The 21629-nt window shown below is 52.9% G+C and carries 18 protein-coding genes; 2 read left to right on the top strand and 16 right to left on the bottom strand.

Going from position 1 to position 21629, the window contains the following annotated elements; all coding sequences use genetic code 11:
• Positions 1 to 13: 13 nt before the first annotated feature.
• From JM656_RS07200 to lrhA, 16 genes are all read right to left on the bottom strand, one after another.
• Positions 14 to 604, bottom strand: coding sequence for a retron system putative HNH endonuclease (locus JM656_RS07200; RefSeq protein ID WP_203360577.1), 591 nt, complete (start codon positions 602 to 604; stop codon positions 14 to 16).
• A 2-nt stretch (positions 605 to 606) separates the two neighbouring features.
• A complete protein-coding gene (locus tag JM656_RS07195; RefSeq protein ID WP_203360576.1) occupies positions 607 to 1923 on the bottom strand; it encodes an AAA family ATPase in 1317 nt (438 codons plus the stop codon).
• Between the two features lie 154 nt (positions 1924 to 2077).
• Positions 2078 to 3535: an NADH-quinone oxidoreductase subunit NuoN gene (gene nuoN / locus JM656_RS07190; RefSeq protein ID WP_203360575.1), complete on the bottom strand. Its 1458-nt coding sequence runs from the start codon at positions 3533 to 3535 to the stop codon at positions 2078 to 2080.
• A 6-nt stretch (positions 3536 to 3541) separates the two neighbouring features.
• Positions 3542 to 5071 carry an NADH-quinone oxidoreductase subunit M gene (gene nuoM / locus JM656_RS07185; protein ID WP_203360574.1) on the bottom strand — a complete coding sequence of 510 codons (1530 nt, stop codon included), beginning with the start codon at positions 5069 to 5071 and terminating at the stop codon, positions 3542 to 3544.
• Positions 5072 to 5252: 181 nt separating this feature from the next.
• Entirely contained in the window at positions 5253 to 7094 is a 1842-nt protein-coding gene (gene nuoL, locus JM656_RS07180; protein ID WP_203360573.1) for an NADH-quinone oxidoreductase subunit L, read from the bottom strand.
• Positions 7091 to 7393, bottom strand: coding sequence for an NADH-quinone oxidoreductase subunit NuoK (gene nuoK, locus JM656_RS07175; RefSeq protein ID WP_000612644.1), 303 nt, complete (start codon positions 7391 to 7393; stop codon positions 7091 to 7093). Before nuoK ends, nuoL begins: the two co-directional genes overlap by 4 nt.
• Complete coding sequence (gene nuoJ, locus JM656_RS07170; protein ID WP_192612894.1) at positions 7390 to 7944, bottom strand: NADH-quinone oxidoreductase subunit J; 555 nt, start codon at positions 7942 to 7944, stop codon at positions 7390 to 7392. Before nuoJ ends, nuoK begins: the two co-directional genes overlap by 4 nt.
• An 11-nt stretch (positions 7945 to 7955) precedes the next feature.
• On the bottom strand, positions 7956 to 8498 hold the full coding sequence (gene nuoI, locus JM656_RS07165; RefSeq protein ID WP_005129470.1) for an NADH-quinone oxidoreductase subunit NuoI: 543 nt from the start codon (positions 8496 to 8498) through the stop codon (positions 7956 to 7958).
• Positions 8499 to 8512: 14 nt separating this feature from the next.
• Positions 8513 to 9490 (bottom strand): NADH-quinone oxidoreductase subunit NuoH, encoded by a 978-nt coding sequence (gene nuoH, locus JM656_RS07160; protein ID WP_162383079.1) that lies wholly within the window; start codon positions 9488 to 9490, stop codon positions 8513 to 8515.
• The gene (gene nuoG, locus JM656_RS07155; protein ID WP_203360572.1) at positions 9487 to 12213 is read right to left on the bottom strand and encodes an NADH-quinone oxidoreductase subunit NuoG; all 2727 of its coding nucleotides are present in this window, start codon (positions 12211 to 12213) and stop codon (positions 9487 to 9489) included. The genes nuoH and nuoG overlap by 4 nt, the downstream gene beginning before the upstream one ends.
• Before the next feature lie 81 nt (positions 12214 to 12294).
• Complete coding sequence (gene nuoF, locus JM656_RS07150; RefSeq protein WP_203360571.1) at positions 12295 to 13632, bottom strand: NADH-quinone oxidoreductase subunit NuoF; 1338 nt, start codon at positions 13630 to 13632, stop codon at positions 12295 to 12297.
• Positions 13629 to 14129: an NADH-quinone oxidoreductase subunit NuoE gene (nuoE, locus tag JM656_RS07145; protein WP_192612898.1), complete on the bottom strand. Its 501-nt coding sequence runs from the start codon at positions 14127 to 14129 to the stop codon at positions 13629 to 13631. The genes nuoF and nuoE overlap by 4 nt, the downstream gene beginning before the upstream one ends.
• Before the next feature lie 2 nt (positions 14130 to 14131).
• Positions 14132 to 15934: an NADH-quinone oxidoreductase subunit C/D gene (gene nuoC, locus JM656_RS07140; protein WP_203360570.1), complete on the bottom strand. Its 1803-nt coding sequence runs from the start codon at positions 15932 to 15934 to the stop codon at positions 14132 to 14134.
• A gap of 81 nt (positions 15935 to 16015) precedes the next feature.
• A complete protein-coding gene (gene nuoB, locus JM656_RS07135) occupies positions 16016 to 16678 on the bottom strand; it encodes an NADH-quinone oxidoreductase subunit NuoB (protein ID WP_003028075.1) in 663 nt (220 codons plus the stop codon).
• A gap of 15 nt (positions 16679 to 16693) precedes the next feature.
• Positions 16694 to 17137, bottom strand: coding sequence for an NADH-quinone oxidoreductase subunit NuoA (nuoA, locus tag JM656_RS07130; protein WP_162383083.1), 444 nt, complete (start codon positions 17135 to 17137; stop codon positions 16694 to 16696).
• Between the two features lie 626 nt (positions 17138 to 17763).
• Entirely contained in the window at positions 17764 to 18702 is a 939-nt protein-coding gene (gene lrhA / locus JM656_RS07125; RefSeq protein ID WP_203360569.1) for a transcriptional regulator LrhA, read from the bottom strand.
• Between the two features lie 920 nt (positions 18703 to 19622).
• Here lrhA and alaA point away from each other — a divergent pair.
• Positions 19623 to 20840: an alanine transaminase AlaA gene (gene alaA, locus JM656_RS07120; RefSeq protein WP_203360568.1), complete on the top strand. Its 1218-nt coding sequence runs from the start codon at positions 19623 to 19625 to the stop codon at positions 20838 to 20840.
• Positions 20841 to 20932: 92 nt separating this feature from the next.
• Positions 20933 to 21532, top strand: coding sequence for a 5'-deoxynucleotidase (yfbR, locus tag JM656_RS07115; RefSeq protein ID WP_203360567.1), 600 nt, complete (start codon positions 20933 to 20935; stop codon positions 21530 to 21532).
• Positions 21533 to 21629: the final 97 nt, after the last annotated feature.

Here is a 21629-nt window from a genome sequence, read left to right as displayed (position 1 = left end):
AGATGCCTGTTTATCAGGCATCTGTTAAATAGAACCGATAGCTAAAATCGTCCAGTTCCATATCATTTGGCCGTGACTGATAGAACTTATGCTGCCTCTTTCTGGCAATTTTTCGCTCTTCAAGGTTCAAGCCGTAAAATGCAATGGTAATACGGGCTCGCTGTTGATCATTATCGCTGGCAACGGGATTAGGAAGGATCGCCCCTGAGCTATAGTCCAGACTAAAAAAAGACTCAAATGCGTAATCAACCTGATCTCCTGCCAACAGGTCCTCATCAAAATCTTCCCCTTTTGCCGACTGACATTGGTCGCAACAGGGGTAAAGGTTCTCCCATTGATAGGCAATGGTATGAAATTCACTTTTCGGCCGGAAATGTTCAATCGTTTTTCGACTTTCCGCACCAAGATTAGCGCCGTCACAAAAAGCGCAATGGCCCTTTGTCATTTCCAGTAAACGTCTCAGGGATTCGTCTTTCTGAAATTTTGCGTACCATATGAACTTATAGCGAGGATTACGGACTCGTGCGTCCCGAAAACGAATCCCCAGCGCCTGCCAACAGACGTTAAGGTAATCAGGGCATACAGAGCGAACAAAAGGGTACATATTTATCCCTGCGTTTTACTCATTAACCGATGCATTTGACGTAATTCAAGACTGACAATATTCGCCAGTTCTTCACCCTTGTCGCTCAGTGTTTGCGCGAGTGACATGACACTCACCAGATCCTGATGACCACGCATATGCGCGTTAATGCCGTCTTTAAACGCGGACAATTGCTGCTGGGTTTCAATATCAAACTCCTCATCAACCCCGAACACCTCGGCAAGGATCAACTGATAGCTTTTGCCTGCTTTCGACGGTATTGCACCGATCGTCTCAGGGACAGTTGTATCGCGGCAGACGTTATTTTTGTGCTCAGGTAAACGATACACCCAGGCATCCTCAACTGAACCAACAACAAAAGGAGAATGAGTGGACACAAACACCTGCGCATTGGGTAACAATTTCTGAATTGCCGGTAGAATTCTGCGCTGCCATTTTGGATGAAGGTGAATATCGACTTCATCGAGGAATAAAATAATCGGTTGGGCAAAAATATCTCGCGATTCAAGCCATGGCGTGTTTTCCAGGCGTAGCGCCAAATCAGCAATCCACGTTATGATTGATTTCAAACCGTCAGGCAAAATATCATATTTCAAAAGTTCGCCTTCAACCATTATATCTACTGAAAACGTCTTCCGATTTAGTCGAAACTCAACTTTTTCATCGCATACATCATTGATGAAAAGCGTAATTCTCTCCAACGAGCGCTCATAATCACGCGCTTCCTCTTCCGCATTTTCAGCACGAGCCAGGGCTGCTTTAGCAAACGTATTGGCGACCCATTTGGCAATAAGGCGAGGTCGAATGGTATTTTCAAATGACAGGGCATCATCAAAAGGAGAATCTGTAATCTCCTCGATATCTTTGACGTACAAACTATCTCTGTTTGCGCGTTGACCGGAATAGGCAAATGCCGCAAAAGGAGTGGAACCCGAAAGCGGGTATGTGACTTGTTGAGTGAATTGCCGATAATCTGTAAGTATCTGGTGACGGGAGAAGGAGACCCCCACCTTCTTCGGTTCAAGAGTTGCCGCGGAAATAGACCCTTTTCCTCCGGCAAATCGGTACACCACTTTGCTACTGGTATCTTTAAATCGTTTCGTCAGAAGACTGATATTGGTCAGTTCGAAGCTAAAGATCCCCGCCAACGCATAAAGCATTGTACTTTTACCGCAGCCGTTCGGTCCCGTAAAGATATGAATCTCCGCCTTCTCAACATCTCTTTCTTCACGTTTGATCGGCGGAAATTCGATATGGGTATGCTCAAACACGCCAATACCTTTTAGGGTGACGCTTTCAATCCTGTAAGGCTGTCGCATGATGGAATCTCTGGATAATCATGAGTATTGGCATATTACACCCTGATATTCTCTCACTGTCATCAACGTTTCAACTCTGCGTTGTCCTACGCAATTTTACTGCAGGTATAAAAAAACCGCCGAAATCGGCGGTTTTTTCGTTTCTGCATTTCGCTTACATCAGCGGTGCGGCCAACTGCACGATGCTGATCAACGGCTGCGGGTAGACACCGAGAATTAGCACCAGCAGCGCGGAGATCAGTACCACGATACCGCCCGCGCTGTACTGCCAGTTTGACGGCGCATCACGGTTAAGCTGCTGCGGCGCACTCAGGTAGAGGCTCACAGCAACGCGCAGGTAGTAGTACAAACCAATCGCGGAGCCGATGACTACGCCACCGACCAGCCACCACAGATTAGCCTGGACACCGACGGCAAGGACGTAGAATTTACCGATAAAGCCCAGCGTCATCGGGATACCCGCCAGAGACAGCATCATCACCGTCAGCACGGCCGCGAGGATCGGACGATGCCAGAACAGACCGCGGTAGGAGAACAGTGAATCCGCATCCGGACCACGGTACGGGCTGGACATCAGGCTCACCACGCCGAACGCGCCGAGGCTGCTGAACAGGTAACCGGCCAGGTAAACACCGACCGCTTCCATCGACATCTCACCGCTCTGCAGGGCAATCAACGCCACCAGCAGATAACCGAGGTGAGAGATAGAGGAGTAACCGAGCAGACGTTTGATGTTGGTCTGGCTCAGCGCCATCAGGTTACCGAAGATGATGGAGGCAAAGGCAATCACGCCCAGCACCACACGTACCGCTTCGCTGTCGCCAACCGGTGCGTACAGGAACAGACGCATCACCACGCCGAAGATAGCGATCTTGCTCGCCGTCGCCAGGAACGTGGAAACCGGTGCCGGAGCACCCTGGTAAACGTCTGGCGTCCACAGGTGGAACGGCACCAGAGAGAGTTTAAAGCCAAGGCCGACAATCATCATGCCAAAGCCCGCCAGCAGCAGCGGCTCGTTCAGCATCCCGTCGCCCAGGCTCTTACCCAGTGCGACAAACGACAGGTTGCCGGACTGCGCGTACACCAGCGCCATACCAAACAGCAGGAATGAAGACGCTGCGGCAGACAGGATGGTGTATTTGATACTGGCTTCCAGCGAACGTTTCTGACGGAACGCGTAACCCACCAGGCCAAACAGCGGCAGAGAGATAAGCTCGATACCGAGGAACAACGCTGCCAGATGGTTAGCGGTGGCCAACAGGATCCCACCCAGCGCAGCAATCAGCACCAGCAGGTAGAACTCTTCCCGGTTGTCGTCATAGCCTTCCAGCCACGGATAAGCAAAGGTACAGGTGGCGAGGCTCGCCAACAGAACCATCCCGGTGTAGAGCATCGCGAAACCATCGACGCGCATCAGCGGCGTCACGTCCATCGCGCCCGCCTGGCCAACAAACCAGAGCGAAACCAGCGCGGCGTTAAGCCCAATGACCGACAGCGTGGCATTGAGGAAGTGATTGCGTCGCCACGCAATGGAGAGCATCACAACCACCACCGTCAAGCCGACGATCAGCAGCGGTAGCAGCGCAATCAGGTGTTGTGGAGTTATTGTCATGGCGATTTACGGCCTTGTAGTAGTAACGGAATTAACAAACCACTGCTGGATGTTGCCCATCGCTGAATGCGAGGTATCCAGAATCGGCTGCGGATAGATGCCGAGCAGTACCAGAAGCACGACCAGCAACAGGATGATAAACAGCTCACGCAGCGACATCCCTGGCAGTTCAACGCTGGCAATCTGGCTTTTCGCTTTACCGAAGTAAGCGCGATGCAGCATCGCCAGCGAGTAAACAGAGGCAAACACCAGACCAAAGGTTGAGATCACCGTAATGACCGGAACCACCTGGAAGCTGCCGAACAGAATCATGAATTCGCCGACGAAGTTACCGGTGCCCGGCATACCCAGCGTACAGACCGCGAAGAACATCGACAGTGCAGGCAACCATTTCATTTTGCCCCACAAACCGCCCATCATACGCATATCACGGGTGTGCAGACGTTCGTACAGCTGGCCACACAGAATAAAGAGACCCGCAGCGGACAGACCGTGCGCAATCATCTGGATAACCGCACCCTGGTACGCCAGTTGGTTGCCGGTGTAGATAGCAATCAGCACGAAGCCCATGTGTGAAACAGAGGTGTAAGCAATCAGACGTTTGATGTCGTACTGAGCGAACGCCATCCATGCGCCGTAGAAAATACCGATAACACCCAGCCACATGGCGATTGGCGCGAACTCCGCAGACGCGTTCGGGAACAGCGGCAGTGCGAAACGCAGCAGACCGTAGGCCGCGGTTTTCAGCAAAATCCCCGCCAGGTCAACGGAACCTGCCGTCGGTGCCTGGGAGTGCGCGTCCGGCAACCAGCCGTGCAGCGGAACCACCGGCATTTTGACCGCAAAGGCGATGAAGAAGCCCAGCATCAGCAGATATTCCACACCGTGGGACATCGGGGTATTCAGCAGCTCTTCATAGTTGAAGGTCCAGACGCCCGAGGCTTTGTAGTGCACAAACACCAGCGCCAGGATGGCAATCAACATCACCAGACCGCTCGCCTGGGTATAGATGAAGAACTTGGTGGCCGCCGTGATACGCGTTTTACCGTCAGAAGCTTTATGCCCCCACAGCGCGATCAGGAAGTACATCGGCACCAGCATCATTTCCCAGAAGAAGAAGAACAGGAACATATCGATGGCAAGGAACACGCCGATAACGCCGCCAAGGATCCACATCAGGTTCAGGTGGAAGAAGCCCTGGTATTTTTCGATTTCATTCCAGGAACACAGTACCGCCAGAACACCCAGCAGACCGGTCAGCACCACCATCAGCAGCGACAGACCATCAATAGCCAGATGGATTGAGATGCCAAAGCGCGGGATCCACGGCAGCACGAACTCAGACTGCCACTGCGGAATGCCAGCGGATTGCGTCAGTGAATAGCCGCCCTGCAACCACAGTTGCAGACCAAGCGCCAGCGTCAGTCCCATGGTTACCAGCGCTATCCAGCGCGGCACCTTCACGCCAAAGCGTTCGGTCTGCCAGCACAGGAAGCCACCGATAAAGGGAATTAATATTAGCCAGGGTAGTAACATGGCGATCTTTATTCCTTGTTAAAGTCCCAACAGGACCTGATTTTCAACGAATTCTCACAACAGAAAATTCACTTCGGATTGTGGTTTTAATGTCGGGTGGCGCTAACGCTTACCCGACCTACGGTCTTGTAGGCCCGGTGAGCGTTAGCGCCACCGGGCAAAACAACCGCAATCCTCAAACTCAACGCAGTACCATCAACAGTGCCAGCACCACGACCGCACCAATGCTCATGGACGCCACATACCAGCGCAGATAACCGTTCTCGCTGAACAGCAGGCCTTTACCTGCAAAGCGGGAAAGGATCGCCGGAATGTTCATCATTGAGTTCAGCGGGTCGCTTTTCAGCAACCAGGCGATACCCATGAACGGCTTCACGAACACTTTGTCGTACAACCAGTCGAAGCCCCAGGCGTTATACCACCAGGTCCCCAGCAGACGGCCCGGAGCGCTGTTGGCAATCGAGGTCACCAGAGTGCGTTTACCCAGCCACAGCCAGGCCGCCATCAGAATGCCCACAATCGCCACGACGCCAGAGGTAATTTCCAGGGTCATCACGCGGCCGTGCTCAAGCTCGGTTGTTGCCGGCAGTACACCGTGCAGCGGCGGCACAATCAGCGCGCCAACGAAGGTGGACAGGATCATCAGCACAATCAGCGGCAAGTGATGGGTAATCCCCTTCCCTGCATGAGCGTGAATTTGTTCTTTACCGTGGAACACGATGAAAATCATACGGAAGGTATACAAGGAGGTCATGAACGCACCGACCAGACCTGCAACCATCAGATTGATATGACCGTTGGCCATCGCGCCCGCCAGAATCTCATCCTTACTGAAGAAGCCCGCGGTGATCAGCGGCAGAGCCGACAACGCCGCGCCACCTACCAGGAAGCAGAGATAAACCAGCGGAATGGATTTACGCAGACCACCCATCTTGAAGATATTCTGTTCGTGATGGCAGGCCAGAATCACCGAACCGGACGCCAGGAACAGCAGCGCTTTAAAGAAGGCGTGCGTCATCAGGTGGAAAATCGCCGCATCCCACGCCTGAACGCCCAGCGCCAGGAACATGTAGCCAATCTGGCTCATGGTGGAGTAAGCGAGTACACGTTTGATATCGGTCTGCACCAGCGCGGCGAAACCGGCCAGTACCAGCGTTACCGCACCAACGATACCCACCAGATGCAGAATATCCGGGGTCATCAGGAACAGACCGTTAGTACGGGCAATCAGGTAGACACCGGCGGTTACCATGGTCGCGGCGTGGATCAACGCAGAAACAGGCGTCGGGCCTGCCATCGCGTCTGCCAGCCATGTTTGCAACGGCAACTGCGCAGATTTACCGACCGCACCACCCAGCAGCATCAACGTCGCCCAGGTCAGCATGTTGTTGCCTGCGGCGAAGTGCGCTGGCGCCAGTTCCACCATTTCGCGGAAGTTCAGGGTGCCCAGTTCGTTGTAAAGAATGAACAGCGCGAAGGCGAGGAAGACGTCACCCACACGGGTCACGACAAACGCTTTCATCGCAGCCGCGCCATTCTTCGGATCGGTGTAGTAGAAACCGATCAGCAGATAGGAGCACAGGCCCACGCCTTCCCAGCCGAGGTACATCAACAGCAGGTTATCGGCCAGCACCAGGATAACCATGCTGGCGATAAACAGGTTGGTGTAGGCGAAGAAGCGAGAGTAACCCTCTTCACCGCGCATATACCAGGACGCAAACATGTGGATCAGGAAGCCTACACCGGTGACCACCGACAGCATGGTCAGGGAGAGACCATCCAGTACCAGGTTAACACCAATGTTGAAGTTGCCGACCGACATCCAGGTCCACAGCGGGACGCTATACGCTTGCTGACCGTTCGCGAAGAAGTCCATGCCGACTAACGCTGTCACCAGCGCAGCCAGACCAATGGAGCCTACGCCCACGGTAGCGGAGAGGTTTTCCGACCAGCGACCGCGAGAGAACGCCAGTAGTACAAAGCCAATCAATGGCAGAATAATGGTTAAGGCAAGCATGTTCATCCACGCATCTCACTTACTGAATCGATGTTCAGGTTCTGGCGACGGCGATGCAGTTGCAGTAACAGCGCAAGTCCGATACTCGCTTCAGCAGCCGCAAGGCTGATGGCGAGAATGTACATCACCTGACCATCGGTCTGGCCCCAGTAGCTACCGGCGACCACAAAGGCCAGCGCGGAAGCGTTAATCATGATTTCCAGACCGATCAGCATAAACAGCAGATTGCGGCGGATAACCAGACCGGTTAAGCCCAGAACGAATAAAATCGCAGCGAGGATCAGTCCATGTTGTAAGGGGATCATGCGTGCTCCTCCGTTTTTCTTTTCGCACGGTCTTCAGTGCGGTTGCTCAGCACTTCGCCTGCACGCTCTTCGCGACCGACGTGGAAGGCCACAACCAGACCCGCCAGCAGCAGCATGGAAGCCAGTTCAACCGCCAGTACGTAAGGTCCGAACAGAGAGATACCGACCGCTTTCGCGCTAATCGGCGTACCGTCGATACCCTGGTCATTAACACCCAGAATGGCATACACAATGACCACCAGCATGACGGCCGACAGAATCGCCGGACCAATCCATACCTGGGGTTTCAGCCATTGACGTTCCTGTTCGATTTCGGAACCGCCCAGGTTGAGCATCATTACCACGAACACGAACAGCACCATGATGGCGCCTGCGTAGACGATAATTTCCAGCGCACCCGCGAAGTAAGCCCCCAGCGAGAAGAACACCCCGGAAATCGCCAGCAGCGAAATAATCAGATACAGCAACGCATGCACCGGATTGGTGTGGGTGATCACTCGCAAGGTCGCGAGAATGGCTACCAGCCCACAAATATAAAAAGCGAACTCCATTGCCCCTCTCCTTACGGTAACAGGCTCTTGACGTCGATAGGCTTGGCTTCGTTCTCTGCTTCGCCCTTATCTTTGCCGTCGATTGCCATACCTGCCATCCGGTAGAAGTTATATTCCGGGTATTTGCCCGGACCGGAGATCAGCAGATCCTCTTTCTCGTAAACCAGATCCTGGCGCTTGTACTCACCCAGTTCGAAATCTGGCGTGAGCTGAATTGCCGTTGTCGGACAGGCTTCTTCACACAGTCCGCAAAAAATGCAGCGTGAGAAGTTGATGCGGAAAAACTCCGGATACCAACGACCATCTTTGGTCTCTGCTTTTTGCAGAGAGATACAGCCTACCGGGCAGGCTACCGCACACAGGTTACAGGCAACACAGCGTTCTTCGCCGTCCGGGTCGCGCGTCAGGACGATACGGCCACGGAAACGGGGTGGTAGATAGACCGGTTCTTCCGGGTACATCTGCGTTTCGCGCTTGGCGAACGCATGCAGGCCGATCATCCAGATACTGCGTACCTGGGTGCCGAAGCCTACTAACAATTCTTTTAAGGTCATGGTCTTTTCGCCCCTTATTGCGCCTGCCAGAGAATGACAGCCGCCGTTACCAGCAAGTTGACAAGCGTCAGCGGCAGGCAGATCTTCCAGCCGAAGGACATCACCTGGTCATAACGAGGACGAGGTAATGACGCGCGAATCAAAATGAACATCATCATGAAGAATGCGGTTTTCAGCGCAAACCAGACGAATGGCGGTAAGAACGGGCCATGCCAGCCACCGAAGAACAGGGTAACCATCAGCGCAGAAATGGTGACGATACCGATGTACTCCCCCACGAAGAACAGACCGAACTTCATACCGGAATATTCAATGTGGTAACCATCAGCCAGTTCCTGCTCGGCTTCCGGTTGGTCAAATGGGTGACGGTGACACACCGCCACGCCCGCGATGGCAAAGGTGATGAAACCAAAGAACTGCGGGATAACGTTCCAGATATCAGCCTGGTTATTGACGATGTCGGTCATGTTAAATGAACCGGCTTGCGCCACCACGCCCATCAGGGAAAGTCCCAGAAACACTTCATAACTCAGGGTCTGCGCAGAGGCACGCATCGCACCCAGCAGCGAGTATTTGTTGTTGCTCGACCAACCGGCAAACAGCACCGCGTAGACCGCCAGCCCCGCCATCATCAGAAAGAACAGAATCCCGATATTCAGATCCGCAACCACCCAGCCTGGGCTGACCGGCACAATAGCAAAGGCCAGCAGCAGCGAGGTAAAGGCGATCATTGGCGCCAGCGTAAAGATGACGCGATCCGAGAATTTCGGGATCCAGTCTTCTTTAAAGAACATTTTGATCATGTCCGCGACCAGCTGGAGCGAACCGCCCCAGCCTACACGGTTTGGTCCATAACGGTTCTGGAACAGACCCAGCAGGCGACGTTCGCCAAAGCTCATGAATGCCCCGCAGGTGACCACCACCAGCAGGATCACCACCGCTTTGAGAATGCTCAGCAGGATCTCAATCAGATCCGGTGTAATCCAACTCATTGTTGTGCCTCCTGCAGATCCTCAAGACGCGCGCCCGCCAGCACCGGCGCAATGCCCGGCATACCCATCGGCAAACCGACCTGCCCTGCCGTCAGTCCTTCAGCGATTTCAACCGGCAGCGTGACCGTGTTGCCATCATAACTAAAGGAAACGTGCGTACCGGCATTCACTCCCAACTTCGCGGCATCGGCCGGGTTGAGTTTGATGTACGGTTGCGGCATACGGCTCTGGAAGATCGGAGAACGCTGTGACATCTCGTCGCTACCAAACAGATGGTAGTACGGTGCGATACGCCATTTACCCTCTTCTGCCTGGAAACCTGCCGGAACGGTCGTGAAATACTCCAGACCACCCTCAGAGGCCTCAATCAGGCGAACGCCCGGATCGCCATGACGCAGTTTTCCGCCCACTTCAGCCTGGAATTTGTTCCATGCCTGCGGGGAGTTCCAGCCTGGCGCCCAGGCAAATGGAATCTGCGAACGCGGTGCGTCCGGCTGGTTGTTCCCTTCCATCGAGAAGGCAAACATGGTGTCTTTGTCCTGCGGCTGACGCGGTTCGTGAACGCTAATATCGGCGCGCATCGCGGTACGACCGCTGTAACGGTGCGGCTCACGCGCCAGTTTCTGACCCTTCACGCGGAACGTCGCGTCCGGCGCGGCATCTTTGATACCCGCCAGTTGCGGCAGCGCAGCAATCGCGGCGTCGATGACGTGGTCAAGCTGCGTCCAGTCGACTTCACGGTTACGTACAGTACTGTGCAGCGAGTGCAGCCAGCGCCAGCTTTCCAGCATGACGGTGTTGGCTTCGTAGTACGCCGGGTCATACACCTGGAAGAAACGCTGTGCGCGGCCTTCGTTGTTGATAACGGTACCGTCACTTTCAGCAAAACTTGCTGCGGAGAGCACCAGGTGGGCACTGTCCATAATCGCCGTACGCTGATGATCAACCACCATCACCAGCGGCGCTTTTGCCAGCGCGGCGTTAACGCGAATGGCCGAAGCATGACGATGCAGGTCGTTTTCCAGTACCACAACGGCGTCAGCACGACCGGTTTCCAGTTCGGTTAACGCGTCGTCAAGCGAACCACCGCCAATCATGCCGAGGCCCATGCTGTTCACGGAGCGGGCAATCATGGTGATACCGACGTCAGCGCCACGGCCTTTCAGTGCTTTTGCCACGTTGGCAGCCGCCTGAATCACTTCCGCGCTACCAGCGTTGGTGCCGGAGATAATCAACGGTTTTTTCGCGCCGGCCAACGCCTGAACGATCACATCAATTTTGTTTTGCAGATCGCGATCGATTCCGTCCACTGCCGGCGCGCTGTTATCAAGCGCATGAGCAATAGCAAAACCTAAGCGAGCCTGATCTTCGACCGGCGCACGGTAAGTCCACGCCGCAATATCATCCAGACGGGTGTTATCAACGTTAGTGACGAACAGCGGATGCTTCGCACGTTGACCGATGTTAAGGATGGCCGCAATCTGCCAGTCAGCCACTTTCTGTGCTGCTGCCATTTCACGTGCTTTACCCTTCACGGCCTGACGCACGGCCAGCGCAACGCGCGCCCCGGTCTGCGTGATGTCTTCACCCAGCACCAGCACGGCATCGTAAGATTCGATATCACGCAACGCAGGGGTATGGATGCCGCCTTCTTGCAGCACTTTCAGCGCCAGTTCCAGACGTTCCTGTTCGCCGTGAGCGATACCGGTATAGAAGTTTTCCGCACCCACCAGTTCACGCAGCGCGAAGTTGCTCTCTACGCTGGCGCGTGGAGAACCGATACCAATCACTTTCTTCGACTGACGCAGAATATCCGCCGCACCCTGCATCGCCTGTTCGGCGTTCAGCGTGATCAGATCATCGCCACGACGCTGAACCGGCTGACGCGGACGGTCTTTCAGGTTGACGTAACCATAGCCAAAACGACCACGGTCGCAGAGGAAGTAGTGGTTAACGGTCCCGTTATAGCGGTTTTCGATACGACGCAATTCGCCGTAACGCTCACCCGGGCTGGTGTTACAGCCGATGGAACACTGCTGGCAGATGCTTGGCGCAAACTGCATGTCCCATTTACGGTTATAACGCTCGGAGTGCGTTTTATCGGTAAAGACGCCGGTCGGGCAGATTTCGACCAGGTTGCCGGAGAATTCGCTTTCAAGCGTACCGTCTTCCGGGCGACCGAAGTAAACGTTGTCGTGTGCGCCATAAACGCCCAGATCGCCGCCATCAGCGTAATCTTTGTAGTAACGCACGCAGCGGTAGCACGCGATGCAGCGGTTCATTTCGTGAGAGATGAACGGCCCCAAATCCTGATTGCGGTGAGTACGTTTGGTGAAACGATAGCGACGGAAGTTATGGCCGGTCATCACGGTCATATCCTGAAGATGGCAGTTACCGCCTTCTTCACATACCGGGCAGTCGTGCGGGTGGTTGGTCATCAACCACTCGACCACGCTTTCACGGAACTGTTTCGCTTCTTCGTCGTCAATAGAGATAAAGGTGCCTTCGGTGGCCGGTGTCATACAAGACATCACCAGGCGACCACGCGTGTCTTCCGCGTTTTGATATTGCTTCACCGCACACTGGCGGCAAGCACCGACGCTTCCCAGCGCCGGGTGCCAGCAAAAGTACGGAATATCAAGGCCGAGGGACAGACATGCCTGTAACAGGTTGTCTGAGCCATTGACCTCATATTCTTTGCCGTCTACATGAATCGTAGCCATAGTCAGCATGCTTCCAGTTGGCTCAGTCTGTGACTGAGCGTTAATCGAAATTCATATCGCGATCCAGGGTTACCCCTGAAATTACCAGCGCTCTTTCAGCAGGTTCGGCTGAATACCACCAATCGCATGGGTATTGCTGAACGACTGCTTGATGCCGGCTTCGAATTCTTCGCGGAAATATTTAATGGCGCTCTGCAAAGGTTCAACCGCACCTGGCGCGTGCGCACAGAAGGTTTTCCCCGGACCGAGGAAACGACACAGTTGCTCAAGTGTCTCGATATCCCCCGGCTGGCCTTCGCCACGCTCCAGCGCACGCAGAATTTTTACGCTCCACGGCAGGCCATCGCGGCACGGCGTACACCAGCCACACGATTCACGGGCAAAGAACTCTTCCAGGTTACGCACCAGGCCAACCATGCCAATTTCATGGTCAACGGCCATCGCCAGCGCGGTTCCCAGACGGCTACCTGCTTTGCCGATACTTTCGAATTCCATCGGCAAGTCGAGATGTGCTTCGGTCAGGAAGTCAGTACCTGCGCCGCCCGGCTGCCAGGCTTTGAACTTCAGGCCATCGCGCATACCGCCAGCATAATCTTCGAGGATCTCACGCGCGGTGGTGCCAAACGGTAACTCCCACAGTCCCGGATTCTTCACGCGACCGGAGAAGCCCATCAGCTTGGTGCCCGCATCTTTGCTCTTCGAAATGTTCTGATACCACTCCACGCCGTGATCGAGGATCGCCGGGACGTTACACAACGTTTCAACGTTGTTGACGCAGGTTGGTTTGCCCCATGCACCGGAGCTTGCCGGGAACGGCGGCTTGGAGCGTGGGTTAGCGCGACGACCTTCGAGGGAGTTGATCAGCGCGGTTTCTTCACCGCAGATATAACGCCCTGCCCCGGTATGGACAAACAGCTCGAAGTCAAAGCCGGTGCCCATAATATTTTTACCGAGCAGACCCGCTTCGGTTGCTTCGGCAATGGCGCGGCGCAGATTCACTGCCGCTTCAATGTATTCACCGCGCAGGAAGATGTAACCACGGTACGCTTTCAGCGCAAACGCGGAGATCAGCATGCCTTCCACCAGCAGATGCGGCAGCTGTTCCATCAGCAGACGGTCTTTATAGGTACCCGGCTCCATTTCATCGGCGTTACACAGCAGGTAACGGATGTTCATGGATTCGTCTTTTGGCATCAGGCTCCACTTCAGACCCGTGGAAAAGCCTGCGCCGCCGCGCCCTTTCAGGCCAGCGTCTTTCACCTGGTTGACGATCTCGTCCGGAGAGAGACCGGTCAGCGCTTTACGCGCACCTTCGTAACCGTTTTTGCTGCGGTATTCATCCAGCCATACCGGCTGGTTGTCATCGCGCAGACGCCAGGTCAGCGGATGCGTTTCGGGAGTACGGATAATGTTTTTCATTTATACCGCTCCAGTAATTCAGGAATGCCTTCCGGGGTCAGGTGAGCATGAGTATCGTCATCGATCATCATGTTCGGCCCTTTGTCGCAGTTCCCCAGACAGCAGGTCGGCAGCAGCGTAAAGCGACCGTCAAAGGTCGTCTGCCCCGGCTTGATGTCGAGCTTTTTCTCAAGCGCCGCCTGAATCCCCTGGTAGCCGTTGATATGGCACACCACGCTGTCGCAATAGCGGATCACATGGCGACCGACCGGCTGGCGGAAGATCTGGCTGTAGAACGTCGCAACGCCTTCGACGTCGCTGGCCGGAATACCCAGCACGTCAGCGATCGCATGGATCGCGCCATCCGGCACCCAGCCACGCTGCTTCTGAACGATTTTCAGCGCTTCAATGGACGCCGCACGCGGGTCTTCGTAGTGGTGCTTCTCGTGCTCAATGGCTTCACGCTCTGCCGCACTCAGCTCAAAAGCCTCGGTTTGTGGTTGTTGATTCTCGTGCATAATTAGCGGTCCACATCTGACATAACAAAATCGATACTACCCAGATGGACGATCAGGTCGGACACCAGGCTGCCGCGAACCGCCACCGGGATCTGCTGCAGGTGCGCAAAACTCGGGGTACGGATACGCGTACGGTAGCTCATGGTGCTGCCATCGCTGGTCAGGTAGTAACTGTTGATACCCTTGGTCGCTTCCACCATCTGGAAGGACTCGTTCGCCGGCATCACCGGGCCCCACGACACTTGCAGGAAGTGAGTGATCAGGGTTTCGATATGTTGTAGCGTGCGCTCTTTCGGCGGCGGCGTGGTCAGCGGGTGATCCGCTTTGAACGGGCCTTCCGGCATGTTATTGAGGCACTGCTCAAGGATGCGCAGACTCTGACGCAACTCTTCTACTTTCAACATGACGCGGGTATAGCAGTCGGAAACACCACCGCCAACCGGTACTTCAAAGTCGAAGTTTTCGTAGCCAGAGTACGGACGTGATTTACGCACGTCGAAGTCAACCCCGGTCGCGCGCAGCGCAGCACCGGTACAACCCCAGTCCAGCGCTTCTTTCTTGCCGTAAGCGGCAACGCCCTGCGAACGACCTTTCAGGATGGTGTTACGCAGCGCGGCTTTCTCATAAGAATCGAGGCGCTTCGGCATCCAGTCGAGGAAGTCACGCAGCAGTTTGTCCCAGCCACGCGGCAGGTCGTGAGCAACGCCGCCGATACGGAACCAGGCCGGGTGCATACGGAAACCGGTGATCGCTTCTACCACGTCATAGATTTTCTGACGGTCGGTAAAGGCGAAGAACACGGGAGTCATCGCGCCGACGTCCTGGATAAACGTCGAGATATACAGCAGGTGGCTGTTGATGCGGAACAGTTCGGAAAGCATCACGCGGATCACGTTGACGCGATCCGGCACGGTAATCCCCGCCAGTTTTTCAACGGCCAGCACGTAAGGCATTTCGTTGACGCAACCGCCGAGGTACTCGATTCGGTCAGTGTACGGAATGTAGCTGTGCCAGGACTGACGTTCGCCCATCTTTTCAGCGCCACGGTGGTGGTAGCCGATGTCAGGTACGCAGTCGACGATCTCTTCGCCGTCAAGCTGAAGCACAATACGGAATGCACCGTGGGAAGACGGGTGGTTCGGACCGAGGTTGAGGAACATGAAGTCCTCGTTGTTGGTACCGCGACTCATTCCCCAATCTTCTGGCTTAAAGGTCAGCGATTCCATTTCCAGATCCTGCTTGGCTTTGGTCAGCTCAAACGGATCGAATTCGGTCGCACGCGCCGGGTAGTCTTTACGCAGCGGATGGCCCTGCCAGGTATGCGGCATCAGCAGTCGCGTCAGGTGCGGGTGACCTTCGATATCGATACCAAACATTTCCCAGGTTTCACGCTCATACCAGTTGGCGTTGGGGAACAGTTTGGTGAAGGTCGGCACACGCAGGTCGTTTTCAGACAACGCCACCTTGAGCATGATGTCGCGATTGCGTTCAATGGAGATCAGGTGATAGAAAACGGAAAAATCCGCGGCGGGTAACCCGTCACGGTGTGTGCGCAGACGCTCGTCCATGCCGTGTAAGTCAAACAGCATGACGTAAGGTTTTGGCAGTCTCTTTAAGAAATCGCCAACTTCCAGCAATTGTTCGCGTTTAACCCAAACAACGGGTACTCCGGTGCGGGTCGCCTGAACGGTAAAGGCATCCGGCCCAAAACGGTTGCGCAGTTCGCCAATAACCGGGTCATCCAGATGATCCCGGGTTTGCCATGCGGCGTCTTGCGCGGTTAAGTCGGTCATATTGTTCACCATTGCAAATGGTCCGTGGTGGTCGGCAGTGCTTCGCGCTATTTATGTAGTGATGAGCGAAGTTCGGCTGCCGACAGGCGCAAATTAAATCTCGTCTGGTGTACGAAGATTCGTTACTGCAATGCGTTCGCCGCGTTTACGTTCGCGCTCTGACTGCATATTGGCGCGATAAACGCCCTGATCGCCAACCACCCAGGAGAGCGGACGACGTTCTTTGCCAATGGAATCCTGCAGCAGCATCAGCGCCTGCATATACGCTTCCGGGCGCGGCGGGCATCCCGGGATGTACACATCCACCGGGATAAACTTATCAACGCCCTGAACCACCGAGTAAATATCGTACATACCACCAGAGTTGGCACATGCGCCCATGGAGATAACCCACTTCGGCTCCAGCATCTGGTCATAAAGACGCTGAATGACTGGCGCCATTTTGGTGAAGCAGGTTCCCGCAACCACCATCAGGTCAGCCTGACGCGGCGAAGCACGCAGTACTTCCGCACCAAAGCGCGCCACGTCATGCACGGCGGTGAACGAGGTCACCATCTCTACGTAGCAGCAGGAAAGGCCGAAGTTGTACGGCCAAATTGAGTTCTTACGGCCCCAGTTAACCATGTCATGCAGTTTGCCCATGAACACGTTTTTGTTAACTTCTTGCTCCAGGGGGTCGGTTACGATCTCCTGTTTTTGCAGGGGGTAACGGTCATTCTCACCGTTAGGATCTATGCGGGTGAGCGTATAATCCATCTTAATGCCTCGCGGTTAGCGTTGACGATTAGCGATACTGTTCGTTTCCGGGTTCATACGCTCGCGGCGTGAACGCGCGGGCGTCCAGTCCAGCGCGCCAATACGCACCAGATAAACCAGACCTGCCAGTAACACAAAAATAAAAATTGCAGCTTCCACAAAGCCAATCCAGCCGCTCTCGCGGATAGAAGTTGACCATGCGAACAGATACAGCGCTTCAACGTCGAAGATAACGAAGAACATGGCTACCAGATAAAACTTGGCAGACAGGCGCAAGCGGGCGGAGCCAACTGAGTCAATACCTGATTCAAACGGAACGTTTTTCGACCTCGCGCGTGCGCGACCGCCTAAAAACCAACCGCCGACGAGCATCAGGCAGCACAGTCCAATGGCAACAATAAGAAAGATAGCGAATGCCCAGTGATGAGCGATGATTTCAGTGGATGTTGACATACTCATTGCTTACTCATCAAAAGTAGCGCCAAATTCTCTGCTCTTTTCGGCAGATGAACGCCACATCGATTCATGGGGAGGAATAAAAAAAACCCTACAATAACTGTAGAAAATGATTAAACAGCTAATTGATGTGGTTTTTTACTCCTTTCTATAACCTTTTGTCAACTTTAACAAAAGTTACCTCACATTAATTCACATCAAGACAACTTGGTTAACATTTAATGCCGTTATGACTGATTTCGATCGCATCGCCAGTCGGCTTTAACTTTGTTGAATCGTGTCCGTTGTGAGGTTAAAGAGTTAATGCGCCTCTATTTTGACAGGAATTCGTGCAGATGCCTCCCCCTAAATAGGAGTATTTTCTTGATCTGTGACACGCTTTTGTTAATCCACCCTAAAAAACAGCAACAATTTCTCTAGTTTTTTAACATTGACAGAAACTCAAGCCCCAGGTGCGTATTTTATGCGCAATACTGAAAAATAATCTTTACCAATTGATTTAATGAGACTTTCTTTCAGTTTCGAATACCAATTCAGGCAATTTGTACAAAAAAAGAACCGCTGAATGATTTTTCATCACCAGCGGTTCTTTTTTACACTTACAATTAATAACGTTTTTGGGTGGCGCGTTACTCGAAGTCACCTTCAACCATCAGAGAATCATCTCCCCCTTCCGGGGTAAACTGCGAGTACTGCCAGGGATTCTGATAGCTGTCCATCGCCTGATAGATAATCTGCGCGAGTTCGTTCTGGCTGGCAGGGTCGCGACACAGCAGGTATTCCGTGTCAGGCAACGGCGGTAGTCCATCCACTGCGCTCAACACGCGCAGATCCGGACTCATCATCTCGACTGGACGCGCGGTGATCCCTAATCCGGCCTTCACCGCCGCACGAACTGCCGGTAGTGTCGACGCAACATACGCCAGACGCCACGGGATGTTCGCCGCATTTAATGTTGCCAGCACGATGTCACGAAACGGACTGGGATCATCCAGCAACACTAACGGAATCGGCTCGCCTTTTTGCAGCACATACTCTGCGGCACAGTACCAGTGAGTGGGCGATGTGCGCAGATTAAGGCAGTCGAAAGCGCCTGGTCGATTGGTGGTCACAATCAGATCCACTTCCTGCGACTTCAGCATATCGACCATAAAGGCGTTACGCTTCACCCTGACGTCCAGTGCAAGTTTCGGATAAACCGAACTGATGCGATTGAGTAAAAAAGGCAGTATCGTATCGGCAGATTCATCGGAAGCGCCGATTGTTAATACCCCCTGAAGATTACTGAACATTAATGATGAACAGGCTTCATCATTAAAACGCAGAATTTTTCGGGCATATCCCAGAAGTTGGATACCGTGTTCAGTCAAAAGCTTGTTACGACCATGTCGGGCGAACAATTCCTTTCCTACGAGCTGCTCAAGGCGTTGCATTTGCTGACTGACCGCAGACTGCGTACGGCATACTGCCGCAGCTGCAGCCGCGAAGGTGTTCAGATCCGCAACAGCAACAAACGTTCTCAGCAGATCGAGGTCGAGATTAATGATCGGACGATTTGCATTTATCATAATTTTTCACTTACTGGCGGCTCATACTGAGCTGAGCGGGCTAATGCTGTGTATTCGGAAACAAACAACTCCATTTGTAATGTCCCTCCCTGGCAGTATCACTCTGGTGTCACTGAGCGAAGTAAGGGGGAATATCACGTTGCTGACAACATGACTCCCCTATCCGATATATACTAAAATATATATCGTTAAAAAGCGTCGTATCTATTAGATGCTCGTGGTTTCTTGCTAATGTTAAACGTGTAAGCATGGTAAATGTAAGAATAGTTAACGTACTCTCGCAGACACAAAAAAAGCAAGTTGCGCAATGAGTTAGTTATTAAAGCATCTCTTGCCTAATAGCAGAAATCATAACCTTCGCGCCATTTTTCATGGTTATCTTAACCTAAAACCGCATTATTTATAAGCCTTAATGCGATTAATCTGATGCAAAGTTATGTTATGCTGATCAAAGTATTCTTTATTATTAATGCCTTTGGTAAATGCTTTTTAAATATTAAATAATAATTAATTAATAAACACAGTATTCATTAATTCTACTTAACAATAGATTCACACCCTCAAGCCCATCGAACACATTTATAACAGTCGCGCATTGCAAGCTTTCAGTATTTACGAATTATTTACCTGCAGGAGCTCTGCTGAGAACGCGATCCTACGCAAAAATAGATTATTTTTTAACAACACAAAACACCAAAATTTGCGCAGTCACAAAGAATTATATTCTATATAATAATGATCCTAACAAATATAAAACTAACAAATCAGCATCCATAAAGTCATTAACAGCACATTCATGCGCCACCCATTGGCAAAATCTTCTACTGTAGACCCTTCAAAACTCACCGTCGTGGGAGTACATTGTTCCGTGCTGACTTCCACGGCAGGGAGTGGCGATAACAGCTAAAAGGTCAAGATTCATGTCCCCTATTGAAAAATCCAGCAAATTAGATAACGTCTGTTACGACATCCGCGGCCCGGTTCTGAAAGAAGCAAAACGTCTGGAAGAAGAAGGCAATAAAGTTCTGAAACTGAACATTGGCAATCCCGCGCCTTTTGGTTTTGAAGCGCCTGATGAGATTCTGGTTGATGTCATCCGTAATTTGCCAACGGCGCAAGGATATTGCGACTCAAAAGGTCTCTACTCTGCCCGTAAAGCGATCATGCAGCATTACCAGGCTCGCGGAATACGCGATGTCACCGTAGAAGATATTTATATTGGTAACGGCGTATCTGAGCTTATCGTTCAGGCAATGCAAGCGTTGCTGAACAGCGGGGATGAAATGCTGGTGCCAGCGCCCGACTACCCGTTGTGGACAGCGGCCGTTTCGCTTTCAAGTGGCAAAGCAGTACATTACCTTTGTGATGAATCTTCTGACTGGTTCCCAGACCTTGATGATATCCGCGCCAAAATTACGCCGCGCACCCGTGGTATTGTCATCATCAACCCCAACAACCCCACCGGCGCCGTTTATTCCAAAGAGCTGCTGATGGAAATTGTTGAGATTGCTCGCCAGCATAATCTCATTATTTTTGCCGACGAAATTTACGACAAAATTCTCTACGATGACGCCGAGCACCATTCCATCGCCGCGCTGGCGCCGGATCTGCTAACGATCACCTTTAACGGCTTGTCCAAGACCTATCGTGTGGCTGGATTCCGTCAGGGCTGGATGGTTCTGAACGGGCCGAAGAAACATGCGAAGGGGTATATCGAAGGCCTGGAGATGCTGGCGTCAATGCGTCTGTGCGCAAACGTGCCAGCGCAGCACGCCATTCAAACCGCATTAGGCGGATACCAGAGCATTAGCGAATTTATCATGCCCGGCGGACGCCTTTATGAACAGCGTAACCGCGCATGGGAATTGATTAATGATATTCCTGGTGTTTCCTGCGTGAAACCGCGTGGCGCACTGTATATGTTCCCGAAAATTGATGCAAAACGCTTTAATATTCATGACGACCAGAAAATGGTGCTCGATTTCCTGTTGCAGGAAAAAGTGCTGCTGGTTCAGGGAAGCGCGTTCAACTGGCCATGGCCGGATCACTTCCGCATCGTGACGCTGCCACGTATTGACGACATTGAGATGTCGCTCAGCAAATTTGAGCGTTTCCTGTCGGGTTATCGCCAGGCTTAAAGGCCACCGTCTGAAATTGGCTGCCGGTATTTGCATCCGGCAGCGTTCTCTGCGCAAAATGACCTTCAGGTTGTCATGATGAAAAGGTCACTATGAAGCAGAGCCATTTTTTTGCCCACCTCTCCCGCCTCAAACTCATTAACCGCTGGCCGCTAATGCGTAATGTACGCACGGAAAACGTCTCCGAACACAGTCTGCAGGTTGCCATGGTCGCCCATGCGCTGGCCGCCATTAAAAACCGTAAATTTGCAGGTCAGGTCAATGCGGAGCGTATTGCTCTGTTGGCAATGTATCACGATGCCTCTGAGGTCCTGACAGGCGATCTGCCTACTCCGGTCAAATACTTTAACTCGCAGATTGCGCAGGAATACAAAGCCATTGAGAAAATCGCTCAGCAGAAACTGGTCGATATGGTGCCTGAGGAACTACGTGATATTTTCGAGCCGCTGATTGATGAACAAGCCTACAGCGAAGAAGAAAAATCGATTGTTAAACAGGCCGATGCGCTGTGCGCGTATCTGAAATGTCTGGAAGAGCTGTCCGCTGGCAACAATGAATTTTTGCTGGCAAAAGCGCGTCTGGAAAAAACGCTGGAATCGCGCCGCAGCGAAGAGATGGACTATTTTATGGATGTGTTTGTGCCAAGCTTCCATTTATCTCTGGATGAGATTAGCCAGGATTCTCCGCTATAACCGTTGCCAGATGACGAGGTAAACGTCTTATCCGGCCTGTAAGACAATTTCTGTACCAGGCCGGATAAGCGTTAGCGTATCCGGCAACGCGACACAA

The sequence above is a fragment of the Citrobacter sp. R56 genome (genome assembly GCF_016811995.1).
Lineage (GTDB): Bacteria > Pseudomonadota > Gammaproteobacteria > Enterobacterales > Enterobacteriaceae > Citrobacter_D > Citrobacter_D enshiensis.
The sequence above is the reverse complement of the archived record's forward strand: the minus strand, read 5'-3'. Positions and strand labels throughout refer to the sequence as shown.

Bases quoted from the DNA above. Each gene is read 5' to 3' on its own strand.
- nuoF (WP_203360571.1), bottom strand. From the start codon at position 13,632: ATGAAAAACATTATCCGTACTCCCGAAACGCATCCGCTGACCTGGCGT.
- alaA (WP_203360568.1), top strand. From the start codon at position 19,623: ATGTCCCCTATTGAAAAATCCAGCAAATTAGATAACGTCTGTTACGAC.
- nuoK (WP_000612644.1), bottom strand. From the start codon at position 7,393: ATGATCCCCTTACAACATGGACTGATCCTCGCTGCGATTTTATTCGTT.
- nuoA (WP_162383083.1), bottom strand. From the start codon at position 17,137: ATGAGTATGTCAACATCCACTGAAATCATCGCTCATCACTGGGCATTC.
- yfbR (WP_203360567.1), top strand. From the start codon at position 20,933: ATGAAGCAGAGCCATTTTTTTGCCCACCTCTCCCGCCTCAAACTCATT.
- nuoN (WP_203360575.1), bottom strand. From the start codon at position 3,535: ATGACAATAACTCCACAACACCTGATTGCGCTGCTACCGCTGCTGATC.
- JM656_RS07200 (WP_203360577.1), bottom strand. From the start codon at position 604: ATGTACCCTTTTGTTCGCTCTGTATGCCCTGATTACCTTAACGTCTGT.
- nuoB (WP_003028075.1), bottom strand. From the start codon at position 16,678: ATGGATTATACGCTCACCCGCATAGATCCTAACGGTGAGAATGACCGT.
- nuoG (WP_203360572.1), bottom strand. From the start codon at position 12,213: ATGGCTACGATTCATGTAGACGGCAAAGAATATGAGGTCAATGGCTCA.
- nuoL (WP_203360573.1), bottom strand. From the start codon at position 7,094: ATGAACATGCTTGCCTTAACCATTATTCTGCCATTGATTGGCTTTGTA.
- nuoC (WP_203360570.1), bottom strand. From the start codon at position 15,934: ATGGTGAACAATATGACCGACTTAACCGCGCAAGACGCCGCATGGCAA.
- JM656_RS07195 (WP_203360576.1), bottom strand. From the start codon at position 1,923: ATGCGACAGCCTTACAGGATTGAAAGCGTCACCCTAAAAGGTATTGGC.
- lrhA (WP_203360569.1), bottom strand. From the start codon at position 18,702: ATGATAAATGCAAATCGTCCGATCATTAATCTCGACCTCGATCTGCTG.
- nuoH (WP_162383079.1), bottom strand. From the start codon at position 9,490: ATGAGTTGGATTACACCGGATCTGATTGAGATCCTGCTGAGCATTCTC.
- nuoM (WP_203360574.1), bottom strand. From the start codon at position 5,071: ATGTTACTACCCTGGCTAATATTAATTCCCTTTATCGGTGGCTTCCTG.
- nuoE (WP_192612898.1), bottom strand. From the start codon at position 14,129: ATGCACGAGAATCAACAACCACAAACCGAGGCTTTTGAGCTGAGTGCG.
- nuoJ (WP_192612894.1), bottom strand. From the start codon at position 7,944: ATGGAGTTCGCTTTTTATATTTGTGGGCTGGTAGCCATTCTCGCGACC.
- nuoI (WP_005129470.1), bottom strand. From the start codon at position 8,498: ATGACCTTAAAAGAATTGTTAGTAGGCTTCGGCACCCAGGTACGCAGT.